This is a genomic window from Croceimicrobium sp. (genome assembly GCF_965228705.1).
Classification (GTDB): Bacteria; Bacteroidota; Bacteroidia; order Flavobacteriales; family Schleiferiaceae; genus Croceimicrobium.
Genome location: NZ_OZ245832.1, coordinates 1,776,181 through 1,796,571 on the forward strand (window position 1 = coordinate 1,776,181; position 20,391 = coordinate 1,796,571).

Sequence of the window (20,391 nt, forward strand, 5' to 3'; positions counted from 1 at the left end):
AACCCCGATCATCAGATCAGGGCTTTCAACAACCAATTGAGAGAAAAACCGGGCTTAGGCTTCCACTGCAGTTTCTACCGCAGCTAATTGCACTTCGCCCTCCATTTTGATTTCATCCGAAACCAAAAGATTTCCAGCTTCATTCACAACGTGAAATTTTAAGCCAAAGTCTTTGCGATTGAGCTTGCCTTTGAAAGAAAATCCGGCTTTTAAATTGCCCCAAGGATCTTTGGCAACTCCACCGACTTCAATATTTAATACGATGGGCTTGGTTACATCGCGAATGGTCATTTCGCCATGTAATTCAAATTCATCACCATCTACATTATTCACTTCCTTTCCTACGAAAGTCAATTTTGGAAATTGCTCGGCATTAAAGAAGTCATCGCTTTTTAAGTGACCATCGCGCTCTTCGCTACCAGTACTAATGGAAGCTACATCAGCGCTAAAGCTGAATTTTCCGGTACTGAAATCCTCACCTTCTGTTTCTACACTACCATCAAAGGAACCGAAAGAACCAGTTACAGTGGTAATCATCAAGTGCTTGGCCTTGAAATGAATATTGGTGTGTGCGGGATCGAGAGTCCATTTTTGAATTGACATATGCTATGATTTTTTGAGTTAATGTTTAAACTTTGATGGAGCAAATATACAATTAATGTTTAAACATCAATGTAAATAAAAAGAAATCCACCGCAGTGGATTTCGATGGGCTTAAGACCGATGTGGAGCCTTGGGATACTGGTAGCTACCTGCTTCCATTTCCGCAATAACTTGCTTCAGTCGGTTCTGGAAGAAATCCGGAGCTTCTTTTTCCAGTTCTTTCATCAGCTTTAGAGCTTTTTTAGAATTGCCAGTGTGGTAATAGGCTACGCCTCGATCCAGTTTCACTACCCAATCATCGCTCAACTCCTTTTGCGCCGCATCCAGATATTGAGAGGCTTCGGCATAAAGGCCATTGCGCAACAAGGCAGAGGCAAAAGTCAATTTAGCATTGCGATCGCCGCTTAGCTTCAAAGCCTCCTTTAAAAGGGCCTTTTGTTCTTTCGTACGATTCAAAGCTCCCAACAGATATAGCTTTGTACTGTAATTATAAAGATTCGGATTGGCGCCAAAGCCACCGTAACCGCCATTAATGGAATGATCTACCCAGCTCAGGCCTTCTTCCAAATGTTGTTGATGATCATAGCAAAACTGTGCCGCATCATTCCAAGCTTCCCAGCGATAGGTATCTTCTCCGCGCAATTCACTGCGTAAGGAAGTCATAACCGTTTTTACCAGGTCCACCTTAATCTCGATAGGGATGCGACGGTCTGCCCATTCCAGGCCTAAAACCAATGTACTATCGTTGATATGATCGAATTCGTAGTCCAGTTTCTCGCTGTAAGCACAAGTGGTGTCTTGCACGCTTACTTCCAGACTTATATCCTTTTCCAAATCCAAATAATAACTACCCCATAATTGATTGGCATGGGCAAATAGTACCTGATGCTGATGTCCGTCGGGAATGATATGCAAGCCATAAGTCCCGGCCGCCAAAGGCTGGCCTTCAATATAAACATCGGTGCTAAAGCTAATAGTGGTATTCATATTAGCTCCGGCTCGCCAGGCGATAGGCTCTCCCTTTTGTGGAATGGTGCGGCCATCTTCCCAAACCTTTCGGCCATGGGCCATGGGACTATGGTAATGCATGGCAATTTTAGTAATGCCTAAGGTCTGTTCTTCTTTTACCTCGGGGCTAGCCGTAGGTAAATCTAAATTGTGAAACTGGGCTTGGAGGGAAGCCGAAAGAAATAGGAGTAAGAAACTCCCGAAAATACTCGTGCGCATAGTATCAATTTTGCACAAGTAGCAGTAAAATGGTTCAGAATCGGGCTCTAAAGTTCTGAATTCTAGCGCTAAAATTCATGCTCGATCGATGAAATAATTCCATTGGTCGACAAAATCTCCTATTTTTAAATACAAATTTCGAATATGTAGCACACATTTTTTTTTTCCAACCCCCAACCAACAAAGCATGAAAATAAGATTATTAGTAGGCCTGATACTCTCAGGTTCAAGCCTCTGGGCGCAAGGTTTAAGTGCCCCAGTAGCAGAAGGAGTATATGGTGGACAAGTAGGCGATTTTGAAAGCTGGGCCTTTAGCTCCGACTCCATTTATCTCGTTTGCAGTACCCAGAGCCCCAATTCACTCTTTTACGCCAAAGCAAATCGCAATGGGCAAATCAGCAACCTTGCCTGGGAAGTTATCCCTTCGGCAGATGCTGATGACGGTTTTGGCTCTTCCATCCTAAATGTTGAAATCCATCAAGCTACAAACAGCATTTACTTCTTATCCCAAGGCAAAGTATATCGTACCAGTTTTGGCGCAACTGTCGCCAGCCAGGTTGATAGTATGGTAAAGGAATTTATCATTCAAGGTGATACTATGGCCCTGGTAAAAAACAATCCGATGACGGGTGCCCAGGATGTTATGGATTTTGGCGCCATTAATAGCTCTGGAATCTATTCAAAATCTGGCAGCATCAATTTGCTGAAAAACTACACGGAGCCTCCACAAATGATTATTAATCCTAGCACGAATCAACTCCATCTTTTTGAGCGTGGGGCTAGTCCACATATGTACATGCTGGTAGATCCATTTTATGGAATGAGCAACAGTTCATCCCTAACCTCCGCTGTAAACCCTGCCCCTACCATTGTTAATATCGAATGGCGCAGCTTCGGTTTTGATGCCGCTGGTAATTGGTATGTTGCCGGGCAACCTCCATTAATGAATCCCACTATTCGCGATCGGCATTTAGCCTGGAGTACCGATAATGGTTTTAGCTGGACCGATGGCCCTATCAATACCCCAGGTCCCATTGGTGGTGTTGTAGGTTCCAATATTCTAATTTCTGATTATGCTTCTCAGCAAAGCTTATATATCGGTAATGCAGTGGAACAAGATATCAGCAGCATTGGCACCTGGATAAACCCTGGTCAGGCCTATATCGAAAACCTCAATCGTGCTAATGATGGCTTCTCCAAACAAGATCCTCTAAACCCGGCTGTGGTTTACCATTCTACCAATATTGGATTCGGATATTCTACCGAAAGAGGTGATAGCATTTTTGGATGGAATGAGGGTCTTACTGCTGTTCAGGTGAATGATATAGATATGACCACCGATTTCGCTACCGGATGGGTTGCCTCTAAATCTGGTCTACGTAAAGTAGAGAATTACAATACCAGCAGCCCAAGATGGAGGGGACCAAGCTTCCCCAATTTCGACGGTGCTCCTTATACCGCAATTGCCATGAGTGCCAGTCAACCGGACACCCTTTATGCCGGCAACCAAAGAATTTATCGCAGTCAGAATGGCGGTCAACAAATTAGCCCCAGCAACGATGGCTGGAGCCGAGTTTTTAGCCCTGAAGACCCACCCCTGAATTTCAATCGTATTAATACCCATTGTACTGCCATTACTGTGGCGCCTGATAGCGCAGATATTGTAATGGCGGGTTACAGCATTGATTTTGGCGACAAAGGCGGATGCTTCTATAGCCTGGATGGCGGCAATAACTGGCAACAATTATTGATCCTGGCCTCCAGCCCTGGACAGGATGCAGATATTACAGACATTGTAATTAGTCGTGAGGCCGGAAATCTGGTGGCTTATATTGGCCTAAGTGCCGATCCTCTAAGGGCAGGTCACAATGGGGTTTATCGTGCCGAATTAGGGAGCAGTGGCTTTAGCCTCAGTGCCGATGGTAGTTTTGGAGCCACAGATCATACGGTGGATCTGGAATTGAACAAGAGCGGCGACAGCCTATTTGTACTCAACCGCGATCCAGGGCTTTTACCCGTAAATAATGTTTTCATTAAGGATTTAGCAAGTGGAGCCTGGTCCAATTTTGCAGGACCCTCAGCGAGTGGCGAAGCAACCGCCATTACCGATGGCGATGGCTATGTTTTTATTGCCATGGATGAAAGCATTTATATAAATAGTACTGATGGTAGCTTGGGCTGGAGCTTAGGTTACGCTTATCCTATGGGCACAGAAATAAATGTGCTTTTCTACGATGAATTATTAGTAGGTACAGGCACTGGTTTGTATGCCCATGATTTGGCCCCTGACATTAGTATTCAAGAACTTGAAAAGGCCCAGCCCTTTTATATCTACCCTAATCCCAGCCATGGAATGGTGAGATGGGATCAGGCCTTGAATCTGGAGGTCTTCAACTTACAAGGGCAGCGCATTTACCGCAGTAATCAAGCTATCCAGGAAATGAATTGTAAAAACTGGCCACAAGGCATATATCTATTTAAATTTGAGAATGGCGCCGAAGCCAAAGTTCTAATCCAACCTTAGTGAATCCAGTCGAAAATTTTATTCTAAAGCATAAAGGAGCTCAACAGGAGCTCCTTGCTTTTTTGCATGATCATCTAAAACGAGCGGGCTTAAAACCTAAGCTTGCCTATGGCATCCCCATGTTCTATGGCAAGAAATGGATTTGCTATTTAAAGCCTAATAAAGATCAAAGTCTGGATTTATCCTTTACCCGAGCCCATCAATTTGAGGACCCCACCGGTTTATTAGAGCGCAGAGGTAGAAGGCAAATTTCCAGTATTGTGCTTAGAGATCTGGAAACAATCCCTTTAGAGGCGATCGATCAAATTCTCGAAGCAGCGCTGGCTCTCGACGCCAAATCCTGATCTTCAAACTGATAAATATCATTTTTACTCCCTAAGGACTCCTCTACATTTGAATTGTCATTAGTAGTAGTTCTTAACAAATTTTCAGTTTATAACTGAAGGGCCCCTAAACTCAGAAGTTCGAGCCTGAGCTTCTGATTAGAGAGCTTGTTTTGTTTTTCCGTATCCGCCAAAAGCGGATGCTTTTTTTGGTGTTTTTTTGGAATGAAAAAGCCGCGTCCCCGCGGCTTTTTCTTTGCTTAAAAATTGATCTTTTCGCCTCTGCGTCGTTCTGCTTCACGGAGCAAAATCTTACGCAAGCGAATGCTTTGAGGCGTAACTTCTACATATTCATCCCCCTGAATATATTCGAGGGCTTCTTCTAATGAGAATTCAATATGAGGAGCAATACGCATTTTATCATCGGCTCCAGCCGAACGCATATTGCTAAGCTTTTTAGTCTTAGTGATATTCACTGTTAAGTCACCAGGACGGTTGTTTTCTCCTACTACCTGACCTTCGTAAACTTCGGCATTAGGTGGAATGAAGAAACGACCGCGATCTTGCAAGTTGTTCAGTGAATAAGGAATGGCCTTTCCGGTTTCCAGAGCGATCAAAGAACCATTCTGACGACCCGGAATTTCTCCTTTATAAGGTTGATACTCCACATAACGATGCGACATTACCGCCTCACCGGCAGTAGCCGTCATTAAGTAGTTACGCAAACCAATAATTCCTCTTGAAGGAATCATAAAATCGAGATGCATACGATCACCCTTAGGAACCATCTGCGTTAACTCGCCTTTACGAAGGGTTACCGCTTCAATCGCTTTACCATGAATAGATTCGGGAAGGTCGATATTTAACTCTTCCATGGGCTCACACTTCACCCCGTCGATTTGACGAAAGATAACCTGTGGCTGACCAATTTGTAATTCGTAACCTTCACGACGCATGGTTTCGATTAATACCGAAAGGTGCAATACCCCACGACCGTAAACACGGAATGAATCCGCTGAATCGGTTTCTTCCACACGCAAAGCCAGGTTTTTCTCCAATTCCTTATCCAAACGATCCTTAACGTGACGAGAAGTTACAAACTTACCTTCCTTACCAAAGAAAGGTGAATCGTTAATGGTGAAGAACATACTCATGGTAGGCTCATCAATGCGAATGGTAGGCATTGCCTCTGGGTTTTCGGCATCAGCGATGGTATCGCCAATATCAAAACCTTCAATACCAGTGATCGCACAAATCTCACCACTGGAAACTGAATCTACCTTGCGTTTTTCAAATCCTTCAAAAACAAAAAGTTCCTTCACCCGAGATTTAACCTTTTGGCCATCTCGTTTTACGAGGGTTACAGGGGTATTCGATTTCAAGGTTCCGCGGTGTACACGACCAATGGCGATACGACCGATATATGCTGAATAGTCTAAGCTGGTAATCAGCATTTGTGGAGTACCCTCACGCTCTACTGGAGCAGGAATATGCTCAACGATGGCATCTAAAAGGGCATTAATATTATCGGTAGGCTTATTCCAATCTTCACTCATCCAACCTTGTTTGGCACTACCGTAAATAGCTGGGAAGTCCAATTGGTCTTCAGTAGCTTCGAGGCTAAACATCAAGTCGAATACCATTTCATGTACTTCGTCTGGAGTACAGTTTGGCTTATCTACCTTATTAATAACAACAATAGGTTTCAGACCTAATTCTAAGGCCTTGGCTAATACAAAGCGGGTTTGTGGCATCGGCCCTTCAAAGGCATCTACCAATAAAACCACACCATCAGCCATGTTTAATACACGCTCTACTTCACCACCGAAATCGCTGTGACCTGGGGTATCGAGGATATTAATTTTGTAATCGCCATACTGAACAGATACGTTTTTGGCGAGAATGGTTATGCCCCTCTCCTTTTCGAGGTCATTATTATCCATGATAAGTTCTCCCGGACTTTCGTGATCTTCGAAGATCTTACAGGACAGTAACATCTTGTCTACCAGGGTAGTTTTACCGTGGTCAACGTGGGCGATAATTGCAATGTTTCGCAGCTTCATATGGGGCTTCTAATAAGCCGGCAAAGCTACGCTATTGAAACGGTATATATACCTAATTAGGAAACGACAATTTTACGAGTTATCGCAGATTGCTCATTGGTCATTCGCATGAGGTAAATTCCCTTGGGTAAATCACTTAGGGGATAATCTCTGCGATCCTTGCGCAGCGTGAAGGTACGCTCCTTTTTACCGGTTAAATTATAGATCTCCACCAGGGTATTTCCGGCTGGCACTTTACGGAAGCTTAACAGTCCATTCTGATAGAAATACTGCATGGTTTCCAAACTATTCTCCTTAATTGATACTGAAGCAGCGGCATTTAAGGCAGCGTTTCTGGCTTGAGACTCGCTTCCGCCAGTGTAAATCAGAGAGCTATCCATCGGACTGTAAACCAAATAACGAGGTGTTCCGGCTTCAAAAAAATACTCGGATGAATCGATAAAGGTGTAAATATCAGACCAGCCATGACTATTTACCCAATTCACCGCCTGACTGCATGTAGGAATTGCATTACTATAAGTTAAGGTCATGGCTCCCCAAACATTTACGCTGGACTTATTAGCAGAAGCCCAGTTTCCCCAGCTACCTGCCTTGCTTACGCAGATACTACAGTCAAAACCATTAGAAGTAACAATTAATGCTTTGCCGGTACTTAAAGCCTGATAAATTGAATTGGAATTACCCATGCAATCGCGTACAGCATGATTAGATACTTGAGCGGATAAGCTTAAGCTAAAAAGTAAAATGAATGGTAGGTATAAATGTTTCATGCTGCAATTGCTTAAATGTATAAAAATTTAGGCAGTGGTCTCTATCTTCTTTGCATACAATTCCGTGCCAAAATCTGCCAAAAGTTTGGCCCAGTCACTTTGGTCATTTAAACAGGGAATCAAAGTAAAATCTTCACCCCCATTTTCGGTAAATATCTCACGACCTTCCACACCGATTTCTTCAATCGTTTCAAGGCAGTCCGACACAAAGGCCGGGCAAACCACTGCCAATTTCTTCACCCCCTTCTGCGCCAATTCGGCAATAGTTTTATCGGTATAGGGATCTAACCATTTAATCGGACCAAGGCGACTTTGAAAACTGGTACTATAGGTTCCGGCTTTCAAGTTTAACTGACGCGCTACCATCTCAGTGGTTGCCAAAGTTTGATGTCGGTAACAAAATGCCTGTGCCGGACTATCCTTAGCACAACAATTATCCAGACGAAGACAATGTGCTTTACTTACATCCGAATGACGAATTTGTCGCTCTGGCACTCCGTGATAACTGAAGAGTAAATGATCATAATCTTCAGGCAAAGCTCCCTTTATAGAATCCGCCAAAATTTGGATATAGCGCTCATCATCATAAAAAGGCCCCTTCACCAATAGTTCCAATTCCGGGAAATGAGCTTCTACCACTTCACGCGCCTTTACCACCACCGTCTCATAACTACTCATCGCATAATGTGGATAGAGTGGTATTAAATGCAGGGTCTCTAAATCCGGATGTGCCTCCTTTAATTTTTGGATGGCCGAATGAATGGAAGGATTGCCATAGCGCATCCCCAAGCCAACAGGCATATCACTATGCACCTGCACCTGCTCCTTTAATCTCTCCGAGAGTACCATTAAAGGCGAGCCTTCTTCCCACCATATTCCTTTATAAGCTTCCGCTGATTTGGGTGGACGGGTGTTTAAGATGATACCCTTCACCAGGAAGGTGCGGAACCATTTTGAAAAGTCCACCACCCTTTCATCCATTAAAAATTCACCCAAATAACGGCGCACATCGGCCACAGCATACGAATCGGGCGAACCCAGATTTACGATCAATAAAGCTTGCTTCATCTACAATCAGCGATTCATTAAATATTTCTTGGGGGTTACCCCGAATTTCTTGCGGAAGGCCGCTATAAAATGGCTGGGATTGGTATAACCAATATGATAAGCCACCTCATTCACCTTCACTTTTCCTTCGTCTAAAACCTGGCGAGCCACATCCAAACGATAATCATTAAGGTATTTAAATACCGTAGTGGCATAAATGTTCTTGAAACCTTCTTTTAATCGGTATTCATTTAGACCTACTTCTAATGCCAACTCAGGAATAGTGGGCGGATCGGTCATTCTCTCAATCAGAATTTTCTTAGCCAGGCGGATCTTCTGCACATTGTCTTCATTCTCCAAAAAGGGACAGGCCTCCACATCGGTACCTTCCCGGCGATTGAAATACCAGGCCAATATTTCGAAAACCTTAGACTCTTCAAATATGCGTTGCGCAGGTCCATGTACCGGTACCTGAAACATCTGGCTCAAGGCCACCATAGTCGAAGGCTCCAATTTACCGTCGGAATAAAATTTCTTGTTGACGTTCTCCGGATTGATAAAAGCCAATTCTTCACTGGCCTCTACAAACATGCGATGTAAACGCTCCACGGTAACATAAAGGAAGAGCAATTTACTTTTAGGTTCCACGGTAATTTCCATGGGTAAGGCCTGCAATGGATTGTAAAAAAGCAGATTTTTCTCGGCTTCCAGTTTCAGTTTATAGGAACCTCCGTGGAAGGCAAACTCGGCTCCACCTTCATAGGCAAAGTAGAATTGAATTAAGCTTTGATCAATCTCACGACGCATCTTTAAGGCCTCATCCTCTGAATGTTCTACCTTAATCATCGCCATATCAGGACCTAAAGCCGTATGCTTCACCCGACTTTTTCGGGTATTTATTTCCGGGCCGAGTATTTCAAAATTCAATTCCATGGGGCAAAATTAGGACATGATAAAAATCATTGGCCCTATTTGTTCGTTTAATTTATCCTTGCAAGCGCAATCCTATCAAGGAAATGCTGCAAATTAACAAGAATGATTCTAAATAAGCGTCACTCAACCTATTGGGTTATTTTTCCTACTTATCAAGGTAAATTATATGGTGCTGATTGGGATATTTTTGCCAGCACAATATGAAAGAGTTCGAAGTAAGTCGTTTTGCCAATTTCTTCCTAATAGGAATTGATCATCAGAAGGCCGATGTTTCTACCCGGGAAAAATTTTCCCTTAATGAAGAACAGGCGCAGCATCTGATACACGATTACCAAAGCGCTGGTGGGGATGGAATCTTAGTCCTCTCTACTTGTAACCGCACAGAATTATATGCCTTTGCTAATTGCCCCAGAGACCTTATTGCACTTTTCTGCAAGCATAGTGGCAATAGTAAACAGGATTTCGAACCTTATCAAAACATCAAACAAAATCGCGAAGCCATCGAGCACCTTTATCGGGTAGGCTCTGGCTTAGAATCTAAAATTTTAGGCGATTTCGAAATTATTGGTCAGGTTAAAAAGGCCTACCAACGCTCCAAAGAGCAAGCTGCTCACAATGCCTTTCTCGATCGTTTGGTAAATATTGGTGTTCAGTGTAGCAAGCGAGTAAAAAACGAAACTCAGTTAAGTACGGGTGCCGCTTCTGTTGCTTTTGCTGCCGTACTGCAAGTAAAAGAATATCTGAAGGTAAACCCTAAACCTTCTGTGCTTCTTTATGGCATGGGAAAAATGGGTCGTACCACCTGTGAAAATTTGGTGAATCAAACCGGGGTTGAAGACATTACCCTTATCAACCGTACCGAAGAAAAAGCAGTTCGCCTGGCTGATCGATTCGGATTGAAACATGCTGACCTGGAGCATTTACAAGATTCTCTCAATCGGGCGGATATTGTCATTGTAGCTACTGGCGCTTCTGTGCCCACAGTTCACTTAAAGGATTTCCAGGATCAGAAGCCACGTTTATTATTGGATTTAAGCATGCCTCGCAATATCGAGTCATCTGTTTACCAAGATTCCAATTTCCGGGTAATTGATGTTGATCATCTTTCGGAAATCGCCGAGGAGAGTATTCGCAATCGCCAGTCGCAAATCCCCATGGCGGAGCAAATTATAAATGAGAAGATTGAGGAGTTTTACGAATGGCTGGAAAGTCGTCGGGTAGCCCCAACCTTAAATGCCTTGCGCTCCAAAATGGATGATTGGAAAGAAAAAGAATTGAAAAGCTTGCAAAAGAAATTCCCGGAACTCTCTCTGGAGCAAGCTGAGTATTTCGCTTCCCAAATGCTAAATCGCATTACCGGGCAGTTTGCCCGTCAGTTAAAGAATGGCAGCAATCTTAATAATGATTTGCGTACCATTCACCATATTTTTGAGCTCTGAGCCCCATGAAAACATTGAGAATCGGCACCAGGGATTCCGCTCTGGCCGTTTGGCAAGCTGCCACCGTGGCCCGCGCCCTGGAAGCCAAAGGCTATAGAACCGAATTAGTAGAAGTAAAATCTGCTGGTGACTTAGACCTTAGCACCCCGCTCAGTCAGTTTGGAAGCACTGGCGTATTCACAAAAATATTAGATGAAGCCCTTTATCAGGACAAAGCTGATATCGCGGTTCATTCATTAAAGGACTATCCTACCCAAGCCCCGGATGGCATTGTAATGGCCGCCGTACTAAAACGCGGTCCGGTGGAAGATATCCTCGTACATAAAGGGAATCTCGATTTCCTGGAACAAGCCGATGGGAAGGTAGCAACTGGCAGTATTCGTCGTATCGCCCAATGGAAGGCCCGTTATCCGGAACATGAAAACCCCGGTTTGCGTGGTAATGTGCAAACCCGCTTAAAAAAGCTGGCGGATAACAATTGGCATGGCGCCATTTTCGCCAAGGCTGGCTTAGAACGCCTTAACTTATTACCAGAACATTATGAAATTTTAGACTGGATGATTCCGGCTCCCGCCCAGGGTATTGTTGGAATCACTTGTTTAGAATCTAAAAGTGATTTTCAGGAAATCCTGCGTGAGATCAACCATGAAGAAACCGCTCTACGTGCTCAAGTTGAACGCGATTTCCTACGCACTGTTGAAGGCGGCTGCTCAGCTCCAGTTGGGGCTTATGCCGAAATCGAAGAAAACCAAATTCGCTTACAAGCCGGAGTATTCAGTTTAGATGGCAAAGAAAAGCTAAGACTCGAAAATGCAGTACCTTTGAGCGCGGCTTCCGAACTGGGAATCAGTATGGCTCAAGAGGCATTAAAGCGTGGAGCCGCAGCGATTTTGGAAAAAATCAAGCATGATTAGCGAAACGAAGCGCCCCCTCATATTCTCGACTCGAAGAATTCCCGATGACTTACAAAACCAATTGGAGTCGGCCGGGCTGGAATTGCAGTCCCTGGATTTCATTAAAGTTGAACAGTCTTTTGATCCCAGTAGCTTTCGTTCTCGTCTTTTAAACTCCGACAGTTCTGCCCGGGTATTCACCAGTAAAAATGCCGTGCGCAGCCTTAAAGCCCTTTTAGCATCGGAAAATCAAATGCAGATTCCGGCCAAAAAGACTTTTACCGTAGGCATTCGCGCTACCGAAATGTTGGCCGAACTGGGAATTAAGTCTAATGTTCGCGCGGAAAACGCCTTAATCTTAGCCCAAATCATTGCCCGAAACTCAGATGTAAAGTCAGTGGATTTTTTCTGTGGTGATAAAGCCCTTGATGATTTACCCGAATACCTGGAAAGTAAAAATGTACGGGTGCATAAAGAAATTGTTTACCACACCGATCTGGTTCATGAAGAAGTAGATAGCAGCGGGTTTAATGGGGTGATATTCCTAAGTCCTACTGCCGCTTTTAGTTTCTTTAAGAAAAACCGATTACCTGCCGGGATACCTGCATTTTGCATTGGTGCTACTACCGCCGAAGCCGTGCGGCTACGTTGCGACAATCCCCGAATTTGTGCTAAAGAACCTACCCTACGAGGGGTAATCCAAAGAATAATTGAACATTTCGCCGCAAGGCCCAATTCCAATTCATGACAACACCTAAAAACGACCTTTTCCTCAAAGCCCTAAGAGGCGAAAAAGTCGAAAGACCACCCGTTTGGATGATGCGTCAAGCTGGCCGCTATTTGCCAGACTTCATGAAACTTAAAGAAAAATACAGCTTCTTCGAAAGAGCGGAAAACCCCGAACTGGCTACCGAAATTACGGTAATGCCTATTCATCAGGTAGGTCCGGATGCTGCTATTTTATTCAGCGATATTTTAGTGATTCCTCAGGCCTTAGATGTAGAGGTGCAAATGGTACCCGGCAAAGGGCCCTACCTACCTCAGCCTATTCGAACACCCGAACAGGTAGATGCCTTGCCCGAAATCGACGTGAAGGATCGCTTGCACTATGTATATTCGGCCATCGACCTCACTTTAGAGGCTTTGGAGAATGAAGTGCCTTTAATCGGTTTTGCCGGTTCTCCTTGGACCATCCTCTGCTATATGGTAGAAGGTCAGGGAAGTAAAACCTTTGATAAGGCCAAGGAATTTTGCTTCGCCCATCCTGAAGCAGCCCATAAACTCCTGCAAAAAATTACCGATGTAACCATCGCTTACCTTCGTCATAAGCAAGAAAGAGGGGTACATGCCATTCAAATTTTTGATAGCTGGGGTGGCTTATTATCGCCCGAAGACTATCGTACCTTCTCCCTACCCTACATTCAGCAGATTACTGAGGCCCTGCATGAGCACACTCCGGTAATTGCCTTTGCCAAGGGATGTTGGTTTGCTTTGGAAGAAATGAGTCAAATGCCCGTAAGTGCTTTGGGAGTTGATTGGACGATTAGCCCTCAAATGGCTCGTGAGTTCACCAGCTTCCAAACCACCTTACAAGGTAATTTTGATCCGGCCCGCCTCCTCTCTCCAATTCCCGAAATTGAAAGACTCACCAAGCAAATGATTGATGAGTTTGGTACCTATAAATACATTGCCAATTTAGGTCATGGTATTCTACCTAATATCCCGGTAGATCATGCCAAGGCCTTTATAAATGCAGTAAAAAATTATGGCTAATCTCAAGGATCGCTTCGTGAGCTTTATCCATGCTCTGCAGGATGAAATTTGCGCAGCCCTGGAAGAAAGTGATGGCAAGGCCCGTTTTGTTGAGGATCACTGGGAACGCCCTGGTGGTGGCGGTGGAAGATCGCGGGTTTTGAGTAATGGTAAGGTTTTCGAAAAGGCTGGCGTAAGCACTTCCATCGTGCATGGTGAGATGCCCGAAGGCTTGAAGAAAAACATGAAAACCGAAGGGGCTCAATTTTTCGCCTGTGGTATTTCATTGGTGATTCACCCCGAAAGCCCCTTGGTACCAACTACCCACGCCAACTTCCGCTTTTTTGAGATGTATGATGATAAGGGCGAGGCTATCGACTCCTGGTTTGGCGGTGGTAGCGACCTTACCCCCTATTATCTGAATGAAGAAGATGCTCAGCATTTTCACCAAAGTCAAAAAGACGCGGCCGACCCTCATGGAACGGAACTCTACCCGCGCTTTAAGAAAGCTTGCGATGATTATTTCCGCAATCACCATCGGCAGGAAGGCCGCGGTATTGGTGGTACTTTCTTCGACTATCTGAAAGCAGATCAGGAACGCAGCCTGGAGGATTGGTTTGCCTTTACCACTGATATGGGTCGTAGCTTCTTGCCCTCCTATCTGCCAATTGTAGAAAAACACAAAGCCAGTCCCTGGACCGAAGAGCAACGCTATTGGCAAGAACTGCGCAGAGGGCGCTATGTAGAATTCAATTTGGTACACGACCGCGGAACCTTATTTGGACTGCGCACTAATGGCCGCACCGAAAGTATTTTAATGAGCTTACCTCCCAGAGTTCGCTGGGATTATAATGTAGAACCTCAGGCGGGAAGTCCGGAAGCCCAATTAGTGGCTGTACTCCGAGAACCGATCGACTGGATCAAATCATAAGCATGTTACAAAGACCTCGAAGATTGCGTCAATCGGCTGCCATTCGCGGCATTGCCCAGGAAACGCATTTACATCCATCGGACTTTATTGCTCCCTTATTCGCAGTGGAAGGCGAAGGCATTAAGAGTGAAATCAGCTCCATGCCTGGCTATTTCCGCTACAGCCTGGACTTACTTCAACAGGAAGTTCTTGATCTCCAAGCATTGGGATGCACTGCCCTGCTCCTTTTTGTTAAGGTACCTGATCACCTGAAAGATAATGAAGGTGAGGAAGCGGTTAACCCGGATGGGCTGATGCAACAAGCCATTCGTATGATTAAGGAAACTGCACCCGACATGCTTCTTATGACAGATGTTGCCCTGGATCCTTATTCCAGCCTTGGTCATGATGGCATTGTGGAGGATGGCGAAATCCTCAATGATGAATCTGTAGGTGCTCTGGCTGAAATGGCAGTTAGCCATGCCCAGGCTGGTGCCGATTTTGTAGCCCCCAGCGACATGATGGATGGCCGGATCGAAGCGATGCGCATTGCTCTTGATACCAGTGGATTTCAGAATGTGGGTATCATGAGCTACAGCGCCAAATACGCCTCTTGCTTTTATGGTCCTTTCCGTGATGCCCTGGACTCCGCTCCGGTAGATATGGAGAATGTGCCCCGCGATAAAAAGACTTACCAGATGAACCCCGCCAATGCCATTGAGGCCAAGCGCGAGGTAGAACTGGATTTACTGGAAGGTGCCGACATGGTAATGGTGAAACCTGCCATGGCCTATTTGGATATCATTCGCCAAACCAAAGAAATTAGCACCGTACCGGTTAGTGCCTACCATGTTAGTGGCGAATATGCCATGATTAAAGCCGCCGCTGCTAATGGCTGGCTCAATGAAGAAGAAGCCATGGTAGAAACCTTAACGGCTATAAAACGTGCGGGCGCAGACCTCATCGCGACTTACTTCGTGAGGGATATCTTGAAGTATTTGAGAAACGTTTAATTGAAGAGAACTCTCCTAGAATTTTAAAGGTTTGTGGAATTGCTTCAACACAGAGACTCAGAGATGAGGAGTGCACAGAGGCTTAAAACCTTTAATATGCTGGAAGAAAGCTATAATCAACTATCGTCAAAAATAATAAAGGCGGCTATTGAAGTGCACAGGAATACCGGACCTGGACTTCTAGAATCAGTTTATCAGCACTGCCTTTTAGAGGAATTCCGATCGCTAAGCATCCTGTTTAAAGCCCAAGCCAGAATACCATTATACTACAAGAATGACAATACAGGCAAAGACTTTATCTTAGACTTTTTAGTGGAAGACAAAGTGGTGGTGGAAATCAAATCAATAGAAACCGTTCTACCCGTTCATTTGTCTCAACTACTTACTTATCTAAGACTTTCGAATAAAAAACTTGGTTTATTAATCAACTTCAACGTACCGGTTTTAAAAAAGGGCATCCATCGAAGAGTCCTATAACTCTGAGTTTCTCTGTGCCCTCACTGCCTCTGTGTTGAAGCAAAAAAAGAATAAATGAATACCTCCCAAAGCAAATCCCTTTTCCAAGAAGCATCTCGCTATATCCCTGGCGGAGTGAATTCTCCCGTGCGGGCATTTAAATCCGTGGGTGGCGATCCGATTTTTATGGATCACGCCAAGGGAGCTTACCTCTACGATGCCGATGGCAATCGCTATATCGACTATATCGCCTCTTGGGGACCGATGATTATGGGGCATGCCTGGGCACCGGTGATAGAAGCCGTGCAAAAGGCAGCTGAGCGCTCTACCTCCTTCGGAGCGCCAACTGAGATGGAAATCGAATTAGCGCGTTTGATTGTGGAGAGTATTCCCAATGTTGAACGCATCCGCATGGTGAACTCCGGAACCGAAGCTACCATGAGTGCCATTCGCTTAGCCCGTGGCTTTACCGGTAAAAACAAGTTCATCAAATTCGCCGGCAATTACCATGGTCATGGCGATAGCTTCCTCATTAAAGCCGGAAGTGGAGCGGTAACTTTAGGTCATCCCAGTAGTCCGGGGGTAACCCCAGGAACAGCACAAGACACGCTCCTGGCCGAATACAATGATTTAGAAGGGGTAAAAGCTTTAGTGCAAGCCAATCCCAATGAAATAGCCGCGATTATCCTGGAGCCTATTCCCGGTAATATGGGTTGTATTTTACCTGAAGCCGGATTTATCGAAGGCCTCCGCGAACTCTGCACTCAAGAAAATATCCTCCTCATTTTTGACGAGGTTATGACAGGATTTCGCCTGGGATTTGGTGGTGCTCAGGAAGCCTTGGGAATTGAAGCTGATCTGGTGACCTACGGAAAGGTGATTGGTGCCGGTTTACCCGTAGGTGCTTATGGTGGCAGAGAAGACATTATGGAATATGTAGCCCCTAATGGTCCGGTATACCAGGCTGGAACGCTTTCGGGCAACCCCATTGCCATGACCGCTGGTTATACCTTGCTAAAATATTTAAAAGAGCATCCCGAGGTATATCAGGATTTGGAAACTAAATGTGCCCGGATTGAAGAGGGCTTGCATCCCCTTTTAAAAGCGAAAGGACTGCCTTATCAGATCAACCGTAAGGGATCTATGATTAGTCTGCATTTTAGTGATCAGGCGATTCGTGATTTCGAAAGTGCCAAAAGCGGGGACAACGACTACTTTAAAAAGTTCTTCCATGGCATGCTTCAGAATGGAGTATATCTACCGCCCAGTGCCTATGAGAGCTGGTTCTTGAATGCTGCATTAAGTAATCAAGATATTGAACAGACCCTGGAGGCTACTCAAAAAAGTTTAGAGCTACTCTAAAATGCCAGAGCCCCGTTTTTTAAGCGGGGCTCCGGTCCTCATCAACCAACATAGGCTGTCTCAAACAGCCCTCCTTAGCTTCTTTACTATTCTCTTTCTGATTGGCAAGCAACGTTAACTAAACAGCCAATATCCCTGCTTGTTCAAAGCCCTGGCATTGCGCAATAATTCCGTTCTTTGGTAAAAATTTTGCCATGCGCCAATTTGTAACTCTGTTAAGCCTGATTCTGGCAGGCTTCGGGCTTCAAGCTCAAAACCTCCCCATCTTTAAAATCTACACCTACCAGAGTGGGCAATTCGATAATGGTGGAGCTGAAGTGCATGCCTATGAACCCTTATCCAAAAGATTGTTTTCCACCAATTCCGGGAGTTCTCAGGTAGACATTATCCGTTTGGGTGATCTTTCCAAACCTGGAAAAATTGGCAGCATCGACCTCAGCAATTATGGTGGCACTGTAAACTCACTAGCCGTACAAGGCAATACAGTAGCGGTAGCCCTTCAAAATAACTTTCCTCAGAGTGATGGCAAAGTGGTATTCTTCGACACCAATGGCACTTACCTCAATCAATTGATCGTAGGTCCCATGCCGGACATGATCACTTTTAGTCCTTCCCTGCAACATATTCTGGTAGCCAATGAAGGAGAACCTACTGACGATTACACTACCGATCCTGCCGGCTCTGTTTCCATTATTGACATTAGCGGAGGAACAGTTAGCAGTTTAAGTCAGGCTAATGTGCAAACTGTGGGCTTTACGCGCTATGATACCACGGCCTACGATCCATTAATTAATATCTACGGTAACAATGGCCTTTCCAGCTTTTCGCAAGATGTAGAACCAGAATACATCTGTATTAACCCGGGGGGCACTAAGGCCTATGTGAGCCTGCAAGAAAATAATGCTTTGGCGATTATTGATATCTATACTGCTACCCTGGATACGGTAGTAGGATTAGGTTACAAAAGCTGGAATGATCCCAACACTAAAATTGATGCATCGGATCAAAGCAGTGGAATTAAATTCGAGAATTACCTCAATCTCTTTGGTATGTATCAACCGGATGCCATAACCTACTATAGTGATGCGAATGGGGACTATATCTTAAGTGCCAATGAAGGCGATAGTCGAGATTATACAGCCTATAGTGAGGAAGAGCGCATCAACAATGTAAACCTCAGCCCAATCACCTTCAATAATCCCAGCTATTTGCAACGCGATTCCGTTTTAGGTCGATTGAAAGTAACCACCACTTTGGGGAATTACAATAATGTATTTATCCATGATTCCCTTTTCACCTTTGGAGCCCGAAGCTTTAGCGTTTGGAATACCGCCGGCAATTTGGTTTGGGATAGTGGTGATGAATTCGAACAAACTCTGGCTGCATTGCATGCCCAGAATTTCAATTCGGATAATGATGACAATAGCAGCTTTAAGAGTCGCAGCGATGATAAAGGTCCGGAACCCGAAGCAATTTGTACCGGCTCTTACAATGGCAGTCATTATGCCTTTATCGCTTTAGAGCGGATGGGCGGAATCATGATATACAATATTGATGATCCTACACAACCTGTTTTTGATTCCTATATCTTAGATCGTGATTTCAGCAAAGCAGCCTCCGATCCTGATGCAGGTGATCTGGGTCCCGAATACCTCAGCTTTGTTAGCGAAACTCAAAGCCCAAGTGGCTATCCCCTACTTATTGTTTCGAATGAAATAAGCGGTACAGTTAGCGTTTATCAATTGGGATCAGACATCGGCATTAAGGAATTAAGAGCTGAAACCTTACAGGCTTATCCAAACCCAGGGCAAAGCATTATTAAACTAAGCCAGGAAGTAGAATACGATCTTTACAATACCGATGGTAAGTTCTTCGGACATTTTAAAAACAACAGTCTTGATTTAAGTGCCTACCCAAAGGGCTATTATATTCTGCGTACTGCAGATGGCAGCGGATTGCGCATCTTGAAAAACTAATACCATATGCTTAAGGAGCAGATCCTCAAGTTTTACCAGAATCTTGAAATCGATGAAAAGCTCTTACCCGAAAAGGTTAGAGTAATGAACCCCTATCAGGAGGACAATCCTGAAGTGGAGCGACTGCTTCAAGAGTATTATTCTAAGTTTTATTCGGATAACAATCCTCGAGGCCTGATCTTAGGTATCAATCCCGGTCGCTTGGGAGCAGGACAAACCGGTATTCCTTTTACGGATACTCCCGCTCTCCGCGAACATTGTCAAATGGAAACCGAAATAGAAACTCGCGAAACTTCTTCTGAGTTCGTTTACAAAGTGGTCCAATCCTACGGTGGGGCTCAAGCCTTTTTTGGGGATTGGTTTATCGGTGCCGCCTGCCCATTAGGTTTTCTGCATTTCAATGAGAAGGGCAATTGGATTAATTGGAACTATTACGACCAGGAAGAATTATATCAAGCGGTAAAAGGCTTTATGATCGAGCAACTCCGTATTCAAGCAGAACTCTGCGGGTCACCAGCCAAGGCTGTAGTTTGGGGCACGGGGAAAAACTACAAGTACCTTAAAGCCTTAAATAAAGAAGCCCAGATATTCGAAGAACTTATTCCTCTTGAGCATCCTCGCTATGTGATGCAGTATAAGAGAAAACAATTAGACGAATACCTGAGCAAGTTTTTAGCGGTACTGAGGCCCTAATCCTGCGGTACTGCCGCAGGCATAAATATCTGCTCCCGCAAGGGAACCGAATCCAGATCCCAATGCATTTCGATATCTCCCCCTTTCAGGTGACCAAACAATTCAACTTTACTGTAATCACTAAAGATATAATCGTCTTTGGATAACATCTTAGTGCTAGCCCAAAACAGACCATCTTCCTTTAATTCCAGCTCCAAAACCTGATCCCTCACTTTTAGTTGATCCAGGATTATTTTGGGATTTGCAACTCTAAAATAATAGCTTTCGTTAATGCCTGCTGCTTGGGTTCCTCCCATCTGCCGATTGAAGTAAAACTCCTGGAAACTCATATCCAGATCCATCTGCATTTTTTTCGATCCACAAGCTGCTAAAGCTAGGCCTAATAGGAGAAATACGATTTTCCGCAT

Annotated in this window: 19 protein-coding genes; 12 read left to right on the forward strand and 7 right to left on the reverse strand. The window is 44.5% G+C overall.

What is annotated here, in order from left to right:
• Positions 1-54: 54 nt before the first annotated feature.
• Both ACO05P_RS08025 and ACO05P_RS08030 read right to left on the reverse strand, forming a co-directional pair.
• Positions 55-603 (reverse strand): YceI family protein, encoded by a 549-nt coding sequence (locus ACO05P_RS08025; protein ID WP_421754670.1) that lies wholly within the window; start codon positions 601-603, stop codon positions 55-57.
• A 111-nt stretch (positions 604-714) separates the two neighbouring features.
• Positions 715-1,830, reverse strand: coding sequence for a DUF2911 domain-containing protein (locus ACO05P_RS08030; protein ID WP_421754671.1), 1,116 nt, complete (start codon positions 1,828-1,830; stop codon positions 715-717).
• A gap of 187 nt (positions 1,831-2,017) precedes the next feature.
• Here ACO05P_RS08030 and ACO05P_RS08035 point away from each other — a divergent pair, with 187 nt between their 5' ends.
• Positions 2,018-4,354, forward strand: a complete 2,337-nt coding sequence (locus ACO05P_RS08035; RefSeq protein WP_421754673.1) for a T9SS type A sorting domain-containing protein — start codon at positions 2,018-2,020, stop codon at positions 4,352-4,354.
• Positions 4,354-4,698 carry a DUF1801 domain-containing protein gene (locus ACO05P_RS08040; protein ID WP_421754675.1) on the forward strand — a complete coding sequence of 115 codons (345 nt, stop codon included), beginning with the start codon at positions 4,354-4,356 and terminating at the stop codon, positions 4,696-4,698. The genes ACO05P_RS08035 and ACO05P_RS08040 overlap by 1 nt, the downstream gene beginning before the upstream one ends.
• A 239-nt stretch (positions 4,699-4,937) precedes the next feature.
• On the opposite strand, the gene typA is transcribed toward ACO05P_RS08040, so the two are convergent.
• Genes typA through ACO05P_RS08060 form a run of 4 tightly spaced genes read right to left on the reverse strand, consistent with a single transcriptional unit; the run spans position 4,938 to position 9,490 of the window.
• Positions 4,938-6,740: a translational GTPase TypA gene (gene typA, locus ACO05P_RS08045; RefSeq protein WP_421754676.1), complete on the reverse strand. Its 1,803-nt coding sequence runs from the start codon at positions 6,738-6,740 to the stop codon at positions 4,938-4,940.
• 56 nt (positions 6,741-6,796) lie between these two features.
• Positions 6,797-7,510 (reverse strand): T9SS type A sorting domain-containing protein, encoded by a 714-nt coding sequence (locus ACO05P_RS08050; RefSeq protein ID WP_421754677.1) that lies wholly within the window; start codon positions 7,508-7,510, stop codon positions 6,797-6,799.
• A gap of 27 nt (positions 7,511-7,537) precedes the next feature.
• Entirely contained in the window at positions 7,538-8,578 is a 1,041-nt protein-coding gene (hemH, locus tag ACO05P_RS08055; protein ID WP_421754679.1) for a ferrochelatase, read from the reverse strand.
• A 6-nt stretch (positions 8,579-8,584) separates the two neighbouring features.
• Positions 8,585-9,490, reverse strand: a complete 906-nt coding sequence (locus ACO05P_RS08060; RefSeq protein WP_421754680.1) for a helix-turn-helix transcriptional regulator — start codon at positions 9,488-9,490, stop codon at positions 8,585-8,587.
• 200 nt (positions 9,491-9,690) lie between these two features.
• On the opposite strand from ACO05P_RS08060, the gene hemA reads away from it, so the two are divergent.
• The 10 genes from hemA to ACO05P_RS08110 all read left to right on the forward strand — a co-directional run bounded on the left by hemA (position 9,691) and on the right by ACO05P_RS08110 (position 19,984).
• Complete coding sequence (gene hemA / locus ACO05P_RS08065; protein WP_421754682.1) at positions 9,691-10,929, forward strand: glutamyl-tRNA reductase; 1,239 nt, start codon at positions 9,691-9,693, stop codon at positions 10,927-10,929.
• Between the two features lie 5 nt (positions 10,930-10,934).
• Positions 10,935-11,843 carry a hydroxymethylbilane synthase gene (gene hemC / locus ACO05P_RS08070; protein ID WP_421754684.1) on the forward strand — a complete coding sequence of 303 codons (909 nt, stop codon included), beginning with the start codon at positions 10,935-10,937 and terminating at the stop codon, positions 11,841-11,843.
• Positions 11,836-12,570, forward strand: coding sequence for a uroporphyrinogen-III synthase (locus ACO05P_RS08075; RefSeq protein WP_421754686.1), 735 nt, complete (start codon positions 11,836-11,838; stop codon positions 12,568-12,570). The genes hemC and ACO05P_RS08075 overlap by 8 nt, the downstream gene beginning before the upstream one ends.
• On the forward strand, positions 12,567-13,595 hold the full coding sequence (hemE, locus tag ACO05P_RS08080) for a uroporphyrinogen decarboxylase (RefSeq protein ID WP_421754688.1): 1,029 nt from the start codon (positions 12,567-12,569) through the stop codon (positions 13,593-13,595). Before ACO05P_RS08075 ends, hemE begins: the two co-directional genes overlap by 4 nt.
• Positions 13,588-14,505: an oxygen-dependent coproporphyrinogen oxidase gene (gene hemF / locus ACO05P_RS08085; protein WP_421754690.1), complete on the forward strand. Its 918-nt coding sequence runs from the start codon at positions 13,588-13,590 to the stop codon at positions 14,503-14,505. Before hemE ends, hemF begins: the two co-directional genes overlap by 8 nt.
• Positions 14,502-15,497 (forward strand): porphobilinogen synthase, encoded by a 996-nt coding sequence (gene hemB / locus ACO05P_RS08090; RefSeq protein ID WP_421754892.1) that lies wholly within the window; start codon positions 14,502-14,504, stop codon positions 15,495-15,497. Before hemF ends, hemB begins: the two co-directional genes overlap by 4 nt.
• Positions 15,498-15,593: 96 nt before the next feature.
• Positions 15,594-15,974 carry a GxxExxY protein gene (locus tag ACO05P_RS08095; protein ID WP_421754692.1) on the forward strand — a complete coding sequence of 127 codons (381 nt, stop codon included), beginning with the start codon at positions 15,594-15,596 and terminating at the stop codon, positions 15,972-15,974.
• A 54-nt stretch (positions 15,975-16,028) separates the two neighbouring features.
• Positions 16,029-17,315, forward strand: coding sequence for a glutamate-1-semialdehyde 2,1-aminomutase (hemL, locus tag ACO05P_RS08100; protein ID WP_421754693.1), 1,287 nt, complete (start codon positions 16,029-16,031; stop codon positions 17,313-17,315).
• A 194-nt stretch (positions 17,316-17,509) separates the two neighbouring features.
• Positions 17,510-19,291, forward strand: coding sequence for a choice-of-anchor I family protein (locus tag ACO05P_RS08105; protein WP_421754694.1), 1,782 nt, complete (start codon positions 17,510-17,512; stop codon positions 19,289-19,291).
• A 6-nt stretch (positions 19,292-19,297) separates the two neighbouring features.
• Complete coding sequence (locus ACO05P_RS08110; RefSeq protein WP_421754696.1) at positions 19,298-19,984, forward strand: uracil-DNA glycosylase family protein; 687 nt, start codon at positions 19,298-19,300, stop codon at positions 19,982-19,984.
• Here the strand turns inward: ACO05P_RS08110 and ACO05P_RS08115 are convergent.
• Positions 19,981-20,391 (reverse strand): hypothetical protein, encoded by a 411-nt coding sequence (locus tag ACO05P_RS08115; protein ID WP_421754698.1) that lies wholly within the window; start codon positions 20,389-20,391, stop codon positions 19,981-19,983. The two genes, ACO05P_RS08110 and ACO05P_RS08115, sit on opposite strands and share 4 nt — an antisense overlap.